The following is a 14,095-nucleotide window of genomic DNA, read 5'->3' on the forward strand; positions in this document are numbered from 1 at the left end:
CATTTCACAGAAGCTGCCGCTTGATGTTGATCGAGATCAACTCGTGGTCGCGCCGGAAACTCTCGGGCAGCGACGATGGCGGGGCGGTCGACACGACGCCGGTATGGCTGTCGGAGCCGTAGGCGGTGGCCGTCAGGCTGAGATCGAGCTTGCCGATATGCCAGATGATCGAGGAATTGGCCGACCACGCGTTGCTGTCGGTCAGTCCCGAGATGTTCGAGTAGGAACCGCCGATGGCCAGCACGAGATTGCGGCTGAAGAGCTGCTTGGTGATCGTGCCCGAGACCGTGATGATTCTTTCGTAGTACCGCGGCGTCGTGTAGGGCGCCTCTCCTCCGAGGAAGTGACGGTCGAGGAATGTCGCCGTCGTGTACGTCGTGATCGTGCGGGTGATCGGGCCCACGTACTGCAGCTCGGCGCGCCACGCGTCGTACGGATTGCTCGCCCATTCCAGGCGCTGGTACTCGCCGCGGGCGCGCACGGGGCCGTACAGCAGGCGCACTCCGGTGGAATAACTGTCGGAGTCGATCGGGGTGCCCGGATAGACGCCGCTCAGCACGCTGGAGCGCACGGCGGTGTAGCGAAAATACGGCGTCACGAGCTGGTTGAACAGCTCGACGCTGGCACTGCCGGTGCCGTCGTCGGTCTGCAGCTCGTACTCGCCGGTGCTCTGCGAGTAGCTGAGGTAGAAATCGTAGCTGCCGGGTACGACGAATTCGACGGGCAGCGAGAGGATCTGGACCTCGAACGGCTCGACCAGCGTGTTGACGAAATAATGGACGCCCTCCACCAGCTGGATCGTCTCGAACGGAGGGATCGGCGAACGCAGCAGCACGACGATCGACGAGGGATCGACGTCCGTGCGCCGCAGCGTGAACGTTCCCGGCACCGCGGTGCCCGTGTAAGGGTCGGCCACGACGTCGGTCATGCCGTGGTTGTCGAAATCGCTGCGCTCGAAGCTGCCGCCGACGAGCACGCGCCCGTGCGGGACCTGCTTCGTGTACTGGACGTCCACGCCGTTCGACAGCTCGGTGGAGTTGCCTCCGCTGGTGTCGTGCACGTCGCGAAGGAAGCGGTAGGTGGTGTCGACGCTTTCGTAGAGCCGGTTGACGACGTCGAACCGCGCGCTGTTGCCGTCGTCGGAATAGTGGCGGTCCGGCAGCGTGATGGGACCTGGGTTGGCGATGTCGCTGGTGTCGTCGTGCATCCGCCATTCGAGGTCGGTGCGGAAGTTCCACGGCAGGTACAGCGAGAACAGCTCCCACCACGCAAGCTGCTTGGTGTCGTAGCTGTTCTGGTTGTCCTGCTTCTGGTCGAAGGTGTTGTCGGAGAAGTTCGACGACAGCGTCGCTTTCTTCAGGTCGATCACGTTGCCGACCAGTGATTCGAGGGAGCTGCCGTCCAGTCCGTTGGAGTCGGTGTACCACGACGGGTGGACCGAGCCGTTGAACGTGAGCTGCCGGCCGCTCTCCCAGCGCTTGAAGTACTCGCCGTCGACGAGCACGCGCTGGACGTCCGAGTTGCTGCCGGTCGTGTTCATCTGCGAATCGAGGAAGCCGGCATCGAAGAACCACGGTTTGCGCCGATAACGAAGGCTCACCCCGTAGTCGTCGGCGACGTTGTTGTGCGACGCCGCAGCCTGCTGCGGATACACGGGCTCGTAGCGCGTGGCGAACGTGAGGAGGTTGTACGGATGATCCGGCAGCAGCGTCACGCGCGCGTCGTATTCGAGGCCTTCGCCGATGTCCCATCCCGTCGAGCCGAGGACCGAGCTGTCGTAACGCTCCTGCTTGACGGCGCCGCCGAGCGACAGCCGGTAGCGAAGAAAGCGCGGGTCGTACGAATAGCCTTCGGTCGACAGCGTGAGCTTCTCGCGGATGAACGCGTCGTTCCAGGTGCTGTTCGGCGAGATGCCGTGGCTGTCGTCGTTTTCCCACGAGGCGAACGTCTCGAACCACGCGTGGTTCTCGATCGAGTGCGGCGCGAACAGGCTCCAGTCCCATTGCGCGAACGCGTCGCGAGGCGTGGCGGCGAGCAGCGCGCACGCTGTCGCTGCGGCGAGCGCGGCGACGGCAGGACGGCGTATCCTGTCGCGCGCCCGCGTCATCGCAGCAGGTTCTCCTTGTCGCTCTGGTGCGGGTCATGGCAATCGGTGCAGCGCTTGTCGGCGTCGGCGTGGGCAGGCTCGTCGGCAAGAGTTTCGGCTTCGTGACAGCCGTGGCAGATGTCGTTCAGCTTGCCGGCAAGGATCCCGGGATAGGGACCGCTGTGGGGATCATGGCAGTCGAGGCACTCGCCGGATTCGAACGGGTCGTGAAGGACCTTCTTGTCGGGCCCGAACGTGTGGCAGTTGCGGCACAGCTTGTCCTTCGGAAGCACCAGCGTGTTGGACGCGACCGACTGGTGGCACGCGCTGCAGAGCCTGGCCGCGTAGGGTCCGTGCTCGCGGTACGAAGCGCGCATCGGAACCGGCGCCGAAGCGTTCTTTGCGGCACCGGCCGGCGCCGGCGCTGCCGGCGGCGGCACGCCGTCGAAGAACGTGCTGAGGGTCCGGTAACGCGTCGCGGGATCGCACGCCGTGCAGGCGAGCAGCAGTGCCAGCACTGCGATACCCGCGAAGCGAAACGATGCCACGACGGACGCCCCGCGTCGCTACTTGCCGGCGGGCGCGGGTGCAGGCGCGGGTGCGGCGGCGGCCTTGGCGCGGCGTTCTTCGATCTGCCGGAGCAGATCCGCCTCCGTGGGATACTGTGCTCCTTCCTGGTGTCCGAACCCGTAGACGTTGACCCGGTGCGGCCCGAACTGGCTGGTGACGAGCACGAGATAGTCGACGTGAAATCCCGGCTGGACGTACTCGCGCAGCAGTCCCACGTCGTCGTAGTCGATCGCGACTTTGGCGGGAAGGTCGAGGTTTCCCGGTCCCTGGCCCGGGCCGCCGAAGAACGTCGCGAGATGTCCGCCGGGCATGAAGATCTGCACGTTGTTGAACGCCGCGTCGACGGCGTAGACGAGCCCGTCGCGGTCGACGGCGACGCCTTTCGGACGTGCGAAGTGCCCGAGGTTGTCGCCGAGCCGGCCGAACGCGGCGATGTACTTTCCGTCGCGGTCGAGCTTGACGACCTGGAAGCGCGCGACGTCGGTGACGTAGAGAAAGCCGCTGGTGTCGAACGCGAGGTTGGTCGGGCGCGACAGCCGTGCGTCGCCCTCCGACTTGTCACCGAAGCTGGAGACCTGGCTGCCCGAGGCGATGTCGAAGACGACGATGCGGCCGTGGTCGAAGTCCGCGACATAGAGACGGCCGCCGAATGCCGCGGCATCGACCGGCTTCCAGTCGCCAGGTTGGCCGTAGGCTCGGACGAACTGGTCACCCCGATCGAAGGCGACGACCTGGCCGCGCACCGGATCGGTGACGTACCTGGTGCCGTCCTGGCCGATGCTGATGTTGATCGGCTGCCGCAGCGCCCCCTGGCCCGTAGCGCCGGCCAGGTAGGAGAACGTTTTCGCCTTCAGGTCGAAGACGGCGACGGTCGAATTGGTGTCGCAGGCATAGATGCGGCCGTCGGCCATCGCGACGCCGTAAGGTTTGTCGACGATGAGATCCTGCTTTTCGCCGATGACGAAGCGGTTGAAGGCCGACTGCCTCTCGATGTCCTTCAGGCCGGTGAACGACGTCAGGTACTGAATGCGCGGCAGGTCCGGCGCCGGCGGAAAGAATACCGGCGCCTGTGTCGCAGGTCTGGTTGCGCTGCAGCCCGCCAGGACCAGGGCGCCGAGGAGGCTCGCTACCAACCGACTTCGCGCTGCACAACCCACGTCCGTCCCTCTCTTTCGTCCCGAGCCGCGTCGTCGCTGCGCGAGGCCTCGTGCCGGCGGTTGCCCGAAGTCGTCTGTGCCGTCGAGCCTTCGTGGCCCGGGACGCGAAACGACGCCGTTGCTTGGCGCGCCATTCATCTACAGACCGGCTATCGTATCCCAGGAAGCGCAGCCGCAACCATCGCCGGCCTGTGGGCGCGGCGGCGGCTGGTAGACGCAAAGCGGGTCTTCGGCCAGCGCATCGCCGGTGGCGGCATAGGCACGTCCGCGCGAGCCGCCGCAGACTTCGTTCCAGCAACAGACGCCGCAGCGGCCGCCGAACAACTCGGGACGGCGAAGATCGCGAAGCAATGGCGCGTTGCGATAAATGTCGAGGATGTCGCGTTCACGCACGCTTCCCGCGACGACCGGCAGGAAGCCCGACGGCATCACCTCGCCCTTCCACGACACGAACAGGATGCCGTTGCCGTCGCGCATGCCGGCTCCGGCCACGGCCGCATCGGGCCCCTGGCCCCGCATTTCGAGCATCACGCGACGGACCATCGGAGCCTCGGTTGCCGACGTCACCAGGCCCAGATCGTGGCGCTGTGCGGCAACCCAGTGCAGCAACTCTTCGGCCTGCGCTGGTTCGATCTGCGGCAGCGAAGAGCCGCGCCCCGTGGTCACGAGGAAGAACAGGCTCCAGCGCTTTGCCTTCATGTCGCGCACGCGCTCGGCAATCGCCGGCATGTCGGCGAGCGTGTCGGCCGTGACCAGCGTATTGACCTGCAGCGCAATGCCGGCCTCGGCGATGTGAGCGGCGGCTTTCATCGTCAGCTCGAAGCAGCCCGGAATGCCGCGAAGCGCGTCGTGGCGCGGCGGGTCCGAGCCGTCGAGGCTGAGCGACATCGCACCGACCCCGCGGCGGGCAAGCTCGAGGATGACTTCCCGCGTCAGCTTCGGCGTGGCGCTCGGCGCCACGTCGACGTGGAGGCCGAGGCTTTTCGCAAAATCGAGAATCTCCCAGAAGTCGGGCCGTTCGAGCGGATCACCACCGGTGAGCACCACGGCAGGAGTGGGACGCGCGGTCGCAAGCGACCGCAGCACGTCGAACGCTTCCTCGGTCGACAGCTCGCCGGGCAGGCGCTGGTGCAGGGCTTCTGCCCGGCAATGCTTGCAGGCAAGCGCGCAGGCCCTGGTCAGCTCCCAGTAGACTCGCCTCGGCGCGTCATCATAGCGGCGGATCCTGCCGTCCTCGGGATGAGAGCCGGGATGACCGGTCGCCGCGGCGGCCGGTCGCGAATGACCGGTCGCAGGGGCAGCCGGTCGCAAAGGTCGAGCGGAAATGTCCGTGGTGACAGCAGTCATGAGTCACCCGAAGCCAGAGTCGTGCCACCGAACGGCTGGCGCCGTTCCGCGATCTGGCAAAGCAGTGCAGGTCTGCGAATCCGCGAGGTCATCGGCTGTCGGCAGGTGTCGGCAGAAGGCTGCGCTCTGTTGCGTCTCTCCTAAATCAGAGAATCCGTGCCGCGCTTTTCCCATCCATGATAAGTTCCAGGATCGCGGGGGCGTCTAAGCCCTGACATTTCACGGACCTGCCTAAGGGCACGGATCTTGCGAATCCGGCGCCAGCCACGAAGCTGCAAACTCGGCCCCGGGTGTTCTGGGGCCACTTCAGATCGGCAAGGAGGAGCCGGCCATGACGAACCATAAATGCGCCATCGCGACCGCTCCTGCCTCTGCCGGTACAAAGAAGGTGGGTCCCATGACTCCACGACGCCGGTTCCTGCTGTCCCGCCGCACAGTCCTGTCGCTCGTCGCCGGTATCGCGATCCCGATGCTCGCCACCGGCCCGGCCGCTGCATTCTACCCGCCGGACGGGGCGAAGCCCGACGGCTCGGGCGGCTACATGATCCCCGCAGACGGGATGTGTGTGATCGGCATCAACGGCGACGGCACTGCCACCGGCGGCACGATGCAGGTCGACTGGTCGATCACCAATGCGCGCGACTGCGCGGCGTATACGAAGTCCGCCGACAGCTCGGTCGACCTCAAGTCGATGACGACGCAGGCCGCTTGCACGAACGCGGGCAGCGCGGGCAACGACGGCTACAAGCACGTATGGTCGACCAGCATCTGCTACGACACCGTCAACAGCCGCGGAATCTCCCGCGTCGACCTCGATAATACCGCCGGCATGTGCACGTCGCTCGGCGGCACCATCGTGACGACGGGCAAGTGCGTCGCCTACGGATGGATCTACCGTAATCGCAAGGCCGACGGCACGTTGCCGGTTTCCGGCAGCGGCATCAGCACCACCAGCGGCGTACAGTTCAGCGACGGCCTCGGCTTCTGCGCGACGACGATGCGCATGACGAGCGCGTCCTACAGTTCCACCGCCACCTGTCCGTCCTTCCACAACAGTGCGACGACGTCTCCGGGCGAGTGGCCGGCCTGCGCGAGCGTTGCCGCTCCTGGCGGCTGCCAGACGCAGACGGCGTACGACCTCGGCCTCGGCTGGACGTTCACTTCACCGAACTGCCTGTTCACGTACGGCGTCAAGGGTGCCATCAATGCGACGGCGACCAATGCCGATGGCTCGACACTGTCGGCCGGCACGGTCGTCGACCTCACGGCGTACACGAGCCAGGCCGGCTGTCTCGTGCACGGCTTCGTATGGGACAACTGGCTGCCGAACGCGACGACGACGCTCGAAGACAACTCGGGCAATTTCACCGGCATTCCGGTCGGCTCCAAGATCCGCCGCCTCGACGCCCACACGACGATCGCCAACGGCGGCGGCAACTACTACAGCGGCACCGGTGCGATCTGCACGAAGTGCCACACCGACCAGTCGCGCTCCTACGCCGAGCGCAACAAGCCCGGATACGTGAAGACCGGGCACCGCATGGCCGGTGACGCGACCGGCGAGCCGTTCCAGCCCTTCTTCACAGCGTCCAACTCGGATTGGGGACTTCAGGGTGTCGAGTGTGCGATGTGCCACAGCACCGCCAAGCCCGCCCGCGACGACCTGATCCAGGTCGTCACTGCCGGAATCGTCGGACCGCCGCCGGCAGGTGCGCCGAAGAGCGCCAGCGGTCACAACCAGACCGAAGAAGGCTCGCACGTGATGGACGTCTGCTACACGTGCCACGGGCAGGCCGCCTCGCCGAGCTCGGTCAATCCCGCGACCGTGATCCCTGTCTCGCACGGTGAGTTCAAGCTGACGGGCAAGGGTCTGAAACCCATCGTCAACATGTTCCTCAACAGCCCGCATGCGCAGTACTCGGGAAACAGCGACAAGGTCGATATCGGCAACAAGACCAAGTACCACAGCTTCTTCGTCGGTTACGTCTGCCGCGACGCGAACAGCATCGGCGGCGGCAACGAGCTGGGCACGATCGTCCGCAACGGCGTCAAGCAGTCGATTCCGCTCGTCGACACCGCCACCAACCCGGCTTGCACGAATCCCGCCGACGGCGGCGCGACCAGCGGCGCCGGAGGCTTCTGGGTTCCGGAAGGCGAAACCGTCGTTGCCGGCGGCTCTCCACCGGACACCGCGCAGGGCAACTGCTCCACCTGCCACGATGTGCACTGGAGCCTCAACGACACGAGCGCGAAGGCCGAGCCTCTGCGCCGCGAGTGCGACACCTGCCACGAGAAGAACCTCGCGATCATCAAGCACCCCGCGGGCACCGGAACTCCGCTCCAGGACGTGGCGACCGATCCGGCCGAGGCGTGCGTGTCGTGCCACATGCCGAACCGCGAGCACCTGTTCCGCATCAACGTGAATGCCGCCTACTCGGCGTTCCCGGACGCCTCGCTCGCCGACACGACGCTCAACACGTCGCCCGACGGCACCTACACCAACGCAGCGTGGGTCGACCTCGACCAGGCTTGCGGACAGTGCCACGGCGGCGGAACCAGCCAGGCTTCGACCACAGGCAGCAGCACGGCCGGCTCGCCGGTCGTCACGGTGGCCTCGATTTCCGGCTTCACGGCCGGCCAGAGAGTCGCCGTCGGCGGCACCTTCGAAAGCCACATCCTGTCGATCGGCGCGGGCAGCCTCACGCTTGCGACCAGTGCGACCGATACGCTCGCCGCCGCCACCGTCGTCCAGAACCCGACCAAGGGCGGCGGCTACATGACCAAGACGACGCTGGCGACCAAGGCTGCCGGCATGCACAACGACGCGCCGACGGTGTACTTCGGCTACACGTACGGGTCGTCGTCCATGATTCTCAAGGTCAACGCGACGCAGACGATCTGCCTCAACACCTGCGACGTCTACGATTGGGACTGGGGCGACGGCACCGCGCACGGCTCGGGCGTGACGTCCACCCATACGTACGCGGCCGGCGGAACCTTCGCGGTCACGCTGACAGTGACGGACTTCGGTGCCGGTCCGGGCTCGAAGACCAAGAACATCAAGATCACGCAGGTCGACAATCCGCCGACGGTGGCCGGAGTGTGCGCGTTCAACGCGAACACCTGGACCGAGATGGTGAGCGACCTGTCCAGCGACGACATCGGCCTTGCCAAGGTGACGGTGAACTGGGGCGACGGCAGCACGGTCGCATCCGATACGACTTCGCCGTACGGGCCTTTCACCCACGTCTACCTGGTTCCCGGAACGTTCACGGTGTCGCACACGGCGTACGACACGATCGGGCAGCAGAAGACGCAGGCGGCGGCATCCTGCCCGGCAGCGACGCCGTCACCGTTCAAGATCAGCGGCACGGTGTTCGCACCGAACGGCACCACTCCTCTGGCGTCCGCCGTGGTCCAGGCGATCCGCATGGGAGTCGTCGTCAAGGGTGTCTACACCGATGCGACCGGGGCGTACTCGATGACGGGTCTTACTCCCGGTGCCTACTCGCTGAAGGTGTCCAAGTCGCTTTACACCTTCGCGTTCCCGGCGGCTTCGAAGACCGTCGGACCCGACCAGCCCGGCACGAACATCACTGCGGTGACCGGCCCGTGAGCGCGCGGAGGGAACGGCGATGAAGTCGAACATGACGCATACGGACACAAGCGAAGCGAAGCGCGCGACAGGAATGGAGAGAGCGATGAGCGCAGCACGAGTGAAATTCGAAGCCCGCAGCGGCCAGGATCGAAATTCCGCAGCCCGCAGCGGCGAGGATCGAAATTCCGCAGCCCGACAGGGCGAGGATCCAAAGGGAGGACGAGCCATGACTAAAGTCACGAAAGGAATGCTGATCGCCGCCTTGGGGCTCGGCCTCGGATCGGGTGCTTCCACCGCGATGGCGTTCGACGGGTCCTACACTCCCGGAGCGGGCATCCTCAACACGGTGCACGACCTCGGACACGCGCACGACGGCATGAACTACACCGCGATGCCGGCCGACAGCCTCAATCGCGTGTGCATCTTCTGCCACGCGCCGCACAACACCTACCGCCTGAGCCCCGCCAACGGCGGCCCGGGCGTGGGCGGCGGACCGCAGGCTCCGGACGCGTTCGACTACCTGCCGCTGTGGAACCACGAGCCCACAGGGAATGCTGGATCGTACACGATGTACCAGAACGGTCCCGGAGCTCCGACCGTCGGAGCGAAGGCATCGCAGGCGATCCAGGAGGGAACGATGAATCCCGGCGGAGCCTCGCTGCTGTGCCTGAGCTGCCATGACGGCAGCGTGGCGGTGAACTCCTACGGCAACACCAGCCAGCTGACCAGGTCGCAGAGCAGCGGCGGCGCGACCATCGGTGTCCAGTACGTCATCGGCCAGGACAACTACCTCGGAAACCACCATCCGATCGGGTTCAACTACGACGACGTGCAGGCGGCCGACATCGGCATCCGCCAGGCCGACACGGCAACGCTCGGAAGTGCCGGCACGGTGCGCGACCACCTGCTCGGAACGGGCAACACGCAGATGGAATGCGCGACCTGCCATTCCGTGCACAACAAGGGCAACACCGGCGAGACGCTGCTGTGGAGAAGTGATACCGAGAGCCGCCTGTGCCTGACCTGCCACGACAAGGGCTCCGATCCGGGCGCGGTCACTCCGTAAGACCGCGCGCCGCAGCAGTCGCCGAGCGATGATGCACAAGGTCGTACTGATCGCCGGCGACGGAATCGGACCGGAAGTCAGCGAAGCGGTCGCGAGAATCCTCGCGGCCGCTTCTGCTCCTGTCGAATTCCTTCCCCATCTTGCGGGTTCCGCGGCTCTGGACGCCGGAAGCGAGGACGTCCTGCCGGCATCCACCGTCGCCGCGGTCCGCGAGCACGGAGTCGCGCTGAAGGGGCCCTGCACGACGCCGATCGGCAGCGGCTTCTCGTCCGTCAACGTCGCCCTGCGAAAGACGCTGAACACGTACGCGGCCGTGCGGCCGGTGCGCAACATGCCCGGCGTGCGCACCCGCTTCGACGGCGTCGACATCGTCATCGTGCGCGAGAACACCGAGGGCCTGTACAGCGGGCTCGAGAACACGATCAGCGAGGGCGTCGTCGTGTCGCTGAAAGTGGCGACTCACGCCGCCTGCTCGCGCATCGCACGCTGGGCTTTCGAGTACGCGGTCGCGCGCGGGCGCCGCAAGGTGACGTTGCTGCACAAGGCCAACATCATGAAGCTCACCGACGGGCTGTTCCTGCGCGAGACTCGCGCAGTGCGGGAGGACTTCCCGCAGGTCGGCTACGAGGAGCTGATCATCGACGCGGCGCTGATGAAGCTCGTGAGCAACCCGGAACGTTTCGACGTGATTCTTTGCGAGAACCTGTACGGGGACCTGGTCTCCGACCTCTGCGCGGGGCTCGTCGGCGGTCTCGGCGTCGCACCGGGCGCGAACATCGGCGACGACTGCGCGGTGTTCGAGTCGGTGCACGGATCGGCGCCCGACATCGCGGGCAAGAACCTCGCGAACCCGCTCGCGCTGCTGATGAGCGCCGTGATGATGCTCAACCATCTCGCGACGAGCCGCCACGACGACGCGTGCAGCGCAGCGGCCAGCCGCATCAAGGCTGCGTACGACCGTGCGCTCGGCGACGGGCAGACGACCGGGGACCTCGGCGGCAAGCTCGGCACACGCGAGTTTGCCGCGGCAGTGATCGAACGGCTCTGATCCGCACCGCTCGATCTACTCACGCGCGTTCGGTCAGTCCCGGCGCGCGGCGTGCGCAGTGGTTACAGGCTCGGTGCGATCTGCGTGGCCATGGCCTGCACCATCGCGGCCGACGAGCGCGCCGACAGCACGTAGTGCGTGACGCCCCACTCGCGTTTTCTGCGTCTGAGCTCGTCGGTACATTCCTCGATCGTGCCGATCAACATGATCGGCATGCGCTTCACCTCGGCAGCCTCGAGCCCGAAGAGGTTGCCGATCATCGCCGCGAAGTTGTCGCCGTCCGACGGCGAGTCGGCGAGCATCGCGGTAAACAGCGTCGAGGACAGCTCGATTGCGGCGGGGTCGCGACCGGCTGCGCGAGCCTCGCTGCGCAGGAACTCGGCCCGCTCGGCGAAGGCCGCGTCGGTGGTCTTGGCCACTTCGGCGCGGTCGACGGTGCCGGCCCGTCCGGTGTCGACACCGATGTTCACCTTGTCGGCGTGCCGGGCCGCGATCCGCAGCAGGCCTTTGCCTCCGCCGCCGAGCATGATCGGCGGATGCGGCTTCTGCACCGGCTTCGGAGTGTGGATCGCGTCGGTCAGGTTGTAGAACTCGCCTGCGCGGCTCGCGCGATCCTCGGTCCACAGCGCCTTGATCGCGACGATCGACTCTTCGAGCATTCGCAGCCGCGGCTTCACGTCGGGGAACGGCGCGCCCATCATTTCGAATTCCGAGCGAGTCCAGCCCGCGCCGAGGCCGAGCATCGCGCGCCCTCCGCTGATGTGGTCCAGGGTCGTGATCGCCTGCGCGGTGGTGCCGGGGTGGCGGAACAGGTTGCAATGCACGAGAGCGCCGATGCGCGCGGTGGACGTCACGGCACCGATGGCGCCGAGCATCGTCGTCGCTTCCCACGCGGGCGTATCGTCGTCGAGGCCGCTGCCGCCCTGGCGCTCGAGCGCCCAGTGGTCCGGCACGTAGATCGCGCGGTAGCCGAGCTGCTCGGCTTCGCGCGCCTTTGCCAGCATTTCCCCGGCGGGAAAGCCGACCAGCGAAAGACCCAAATCCATCAGGCGACGCCGAGGCTGCGGCGCGGGACGTCGCGCAGCAGCACCTCGACGGTGTTTTCCCCGAAGCTTCCCTTGTTCATCTTCTCGAGCCCTGCGCGCACCTCGCGCCGGGTCATCAGGATGCCGTAGGAGCCGAGGATCTGCTTGACGATGTCGTAGTGCGTGTCGATCGTCTGCGTCACCGACGAGTAGCCGTAGCGGCCGGCGCGCGGCCCGTCCCAAAGTGCCAGCGGATTCATCGAGAACATGTGGACGTCGGTCTCGGCGGGCTCGATCAGGATGATGTCGCCGCGGAACTTCGGGTCTTCCTGGTACTGGCGGATGCCGTACTGGAGGCGCGTGTGCAGCAGCGTGCGGAACACCTGGTTGATGATGCCGGTCATGCCGCTGTCGGCAATCGGCTTGCCCTCGGTGACCCATTGCCCGGTTTCCATGTCGAAACGCCGGCGCACGCGGTTGTTGAAAGGCCGGAACGGGTTGTAGCAGATGATGAGATCGGCGCCCTGCTCGATCGCGACGTCGATGTTCGCCGTGTGGCGCACGCCGCCGTCGACGTAATCGACGCCGCCGACGCGCGCCGGCTTGTAGAAGCCGGGCAGCGCGGTGGAAGCCTGGATTGCCTCCGAGATGGTCACCGACGTGTCGGCGTTGTGACCGAACACCGCGCGCTCGGCGGTATCCAGGTTCATCGCGCAGATGTAGAGCTCCTTGCCGATGCGCTCGTGGAAGCTCTTGAAGTCGTTGGGGATGCCGTTGCGCTCGAAGTTCTCGCGCAGGTACTGCTCGATCGTCGAGTTGTCGAACAGGCCCGACGGCACGTAGTCCTGCGGCATCGGGATGCGGTTGGCAAGGATCTCGCGGACGATCGGGCTGGCAACGTCCTGCAGCGTCGCCAGCGAGGGCTGGCGCTGGAACACGCGCAGCGCCGGTTTCAGCCGATCGACCAGATGCGGCGAGCGCGATATCATCTTCGACAACGTGCGCGGCATGAACATCGCGAGATCGGCGACGAACTCGGCGGGCTTGCGCAGCAGTTCCTCGTAGTTCGGGTGATAGAAGTGCCGCGGCATGAATTGCGAGACGATCGTCGAAGATCCGTCGAGCGCGCGCAGCGTTTCCGACGGCGGCACGCCGGCCGCAAGCGGCGCGGAAAGCAGCGCGCCGGCGCTCAGCCCGACGTAAAGGTCGAAGTCGGTCGTCTTGCGATTGATGAGGAAATCGTCGAGGGCCTTGAGGCCTCCGAGCTTGAACGCGCCGCCGGTAACGGCGCCGCCGGCGAGCACGAGAGCGACCTTGGGATTTTTCTTCCGGGTGCTCAGGTCACTCTTCTGGATGATCGTGATTCCCATGCGTGGCCCCCTCGCAGCCGTCGGGAGTCCGCACTTCCCGATGACCAGATGAGTCTAGCGTTCGACGCTTCGCGTTGTCCAGCGGCCGATTCATGCCCCTGCACGGGCTAGTGCGGCGTTCGCTTCGTCCAACTCCCCGGCTGTTCCAACCGTGATCCATGCTCCTTCGAAAGGCATTCCACAGACGGTTTCGCCGGCATCGAGCATCGCCGGATACGAGACCTTCGTGATCGAGAACGGGCCTGGCGCAGACAGGTAGTCGAACACCCGCGGCTCGAGCGCCTGCACACCGGTATACATGTACGGCGTCAGCGGCTCGCGACAACCGGGGCGCGCCAAGCCGAGGAAGCGACCGACTCGTCCGTCGGGTTCCGTCTCGATCACCCCGAAACTAACCATTCGAGGATCCTTGCGCAGAAGCATGGTCGCGATTGCACCGCTGCGACGATGGAAATCCGCAAGCTCGCGAAGATCCACGTCGACGATCGTATCGGCATTCATCGTGATGAACGGGACTCCATCGAGGTACTTTCGCGCGTCGCGAATTCCGCCGCCCGTGTCCTGCAAAATCGCTTCGTTGCTGTAGGCAACTTCGAGCCCGAAGCGCGAGCCGTCGCCGACGTGATCGCGTATGCGCTGTCCGAGATGATGAAGATTGATGACGACGCGGCGAATGCCGGCGTCCGCGACGCTGCGCAGCGCGTATTCGATGAGCGGTCGGCCGCCGACCTCGACCAGCGGTTTCGGAATCGTATCGGTCAGCGGCCTCAGGCGCTCTCCGCGCCCGGCGGCCAGGATCATCGCCCGCAGCTCGCCGGATGCCGCCAC

Annotated in this window: 10 protein-coding genes; 3 read left to right on the top strand and 7 right to left on the bottom strand. The window is 66.1% G+C overall.

The annotated features are described in order from the left end of the window. Positions 1-4: 4 nt before the first annotated feature. The 4 genes from VGK20_17280 to VGK20_17295 all read right to left on the bottom strand — a co-directional run bounded on the left by VGK20_17280 (position 5) and on the right by VGK20_17295 (position 5,160). Positions 5-2,107, bottom strand: a complete 2,103-nt coding sequence (locus VGK20_17280; GenBank protein ID HEY2775798.1) for a hypothetical protein — start codon at positions 2,105-2,107, stop codon at positions 5-7. Then, positions 2,104-2,634: a cytochrome c3 family protein gene (locus tag VGK20_17285; GenBank protein HEY2775799.1), complete on the bottom strand. Its 531-nt coding sequence runs from the start codon at positions 2,632-2,634 to the stop codon at positions 2,104-2,106. Before VGK20_17285 ends, VGK20_17280 begins: the two co-directional genes overlap by 4 nt. A gap of 18 nt (positions 2,635-2,652) precedes the next feature. Continuing rightward, positions 2,653-3,789, bottom strand: coding sequence for a hypothetical protein (locus tag VGK20_17290; GenBank protein ID HEY2775800.1), 1,137 nt, complete (start codon positions 3,787-3,789; stop codon positions 2,653-2,655). Positions 3,790-3,951: 162 nt separating this feature from the next. Then, on the bottom strand, positions 3,952-5,160 hold the full coding sequence (locus tag VGK20_17295; protein HEY2775801.1) for a radical SAM protein: 1,209 nt from the start codon (positions 5,158-5,160) through the stop codon (positions 3,952-3,954). Positions 5,161-5,557: 397 nt separating this feature from the next. Here VGK20_17295 and VGK20_17300 point away from each other — a divergent pair, with 397 nt between their 5' ends. From VGK20_17300 to VGK20_17310, 3 genes are all read left to right on the top strand, one after another. After that, positions 5,558-8,776, top strand: coding sequence for a PKD domain-containing protein (locus VGK20_17300; GenBank protein HEY2775802.1), 3,219 nt, complete (start codon positions 5,558-5,560; stop codon positions 8,774-8,776). Positions 8,777-8,984: 208 nt separating this feature from the next. After that, on the top strand, positions 8,985-9,824 hold the full coding sequence (locus tag VGK20_17305) for a cytochrome c3 family protein (protein ID HEY2775803.1): 840 nt from the start codon (positions 8,985-8,987) through the stop codon (positions 9,822-9,824). A gap of 28 nt (positions 9,825-9,852) precedes the next feature. Beyond that, positions 9,853-10,872 (top strand): isocitrate/isopropylmalate dehydrogenase family protein, encoded by a 1,020-nt coding sequence (locus VGK20_17310; protein ID HEY2775804.1) that lies wholly within the window; start codon positions 9,853-9,855, stop codon positions 10,870-10,872. 62 nt (positions 10,873-10,934) lie between these two features. Here VGK20_17310 and VGK20_17315 read toward each other — a convergent pair whose 3' ends face one another. The 3 genes from VGK20_17315 to VGK20_17325 form a co-directional block, all read right to left on the bottom strand. After that, complete coding sequence (locus VGK20_17315) at positions 10,935-11,918, bottom strand: LLM class flavin-dependent oxidoreductase (protein ID HEY2775805.1); 984 nt, start codon at positions 11,916-11,918, stop codon at positions 10,935-10,937. After that, entirely contained in the window at positions 11,918-13,267 is a 1,350-nt protein-coding gene (locus VGK20_17320; protein HEY2775806.1) for a patatin-like phospholipase family protein, read from the bottom strand. Before VGK20_17320 ends, VGK20_17315 begins: the two co-directional genes overlap by 1 nt. Positions 13,268-13,357: 90 nt before the next feature. Further along, positions 13,358-14,095 carry an NDP-sugar synthase gene (locus VGK20_17325; protein HEY2775807.1) on the bottom strand — a complete coding sequence of 246 codons (738 nt, stop codon included), beginning with the start codon at positions 14,093-14,095 and terminating at the stop codon, positions 13,358-13,360.

The organism is Candidatus Binatia bacterium (genome assembly GCA_036493895.1).
Lineage (GTDB): Bacteria > Desulfobacterota > Binatia > UBA1149 > CAITLU01 > DATNBU01.

What these genes read in the sequence shown, in the direction of transcription:
- VGK20_17300 (HEY2775802.1), top strand. Translation starts at nt 5,558, where the DNA reads ATGACTCCACGACGCCGGTTCCTGCTGTCCCGCCGCACAGTCCTGTCG.
- VGK20_17315 (HEY2775805.1), bottom strand. Translation starts at nt 11,918, where the DNA reads ATGGATTTGGGTCTTTCGCTGGTCGGCTTTCCCGCCGGGGAAATGCTG.
- VGK20_17310 (HEY2775804.1), top strand. Translation starts at nt 9,853, where the DNA reads ATGATGCACAAGGTCGTACTGATCGCCGGCGACGGAATCGGACCGGAA.
- VGK20_17305 (HEY2775803.1), top strand. Translation starts at nt 8,985, where the DNA reads ATGACTAAAGTCACGAAAGGAATGCTGATCGCCGCCTTGGGGCTCGGC.
- VGK20_17295 (HEY2775801.1), bottom strand. Translation starts at nt 5,160, where the DNA reads ATGACTGCTGTCACCACGGACATTTCCGCTCGACCTTTGCGACCGGCT.
- VGK20_17280 (HEY2775798.1), bottom strand. Translation starts at nt 2,107, where the DNA reads ATGACGCGGGCGCGCGACAGGATACGCCGTCCTGCCGTCGCCGCGCTC.
- VGK20_17320 (HEY2775806.1), bottom strand. Translation starts at nt 13,267, where the DNA reads ATGGGAATCACGATCATCCAGAAGAGTGACCTGAGCACCCGGAAGAAA.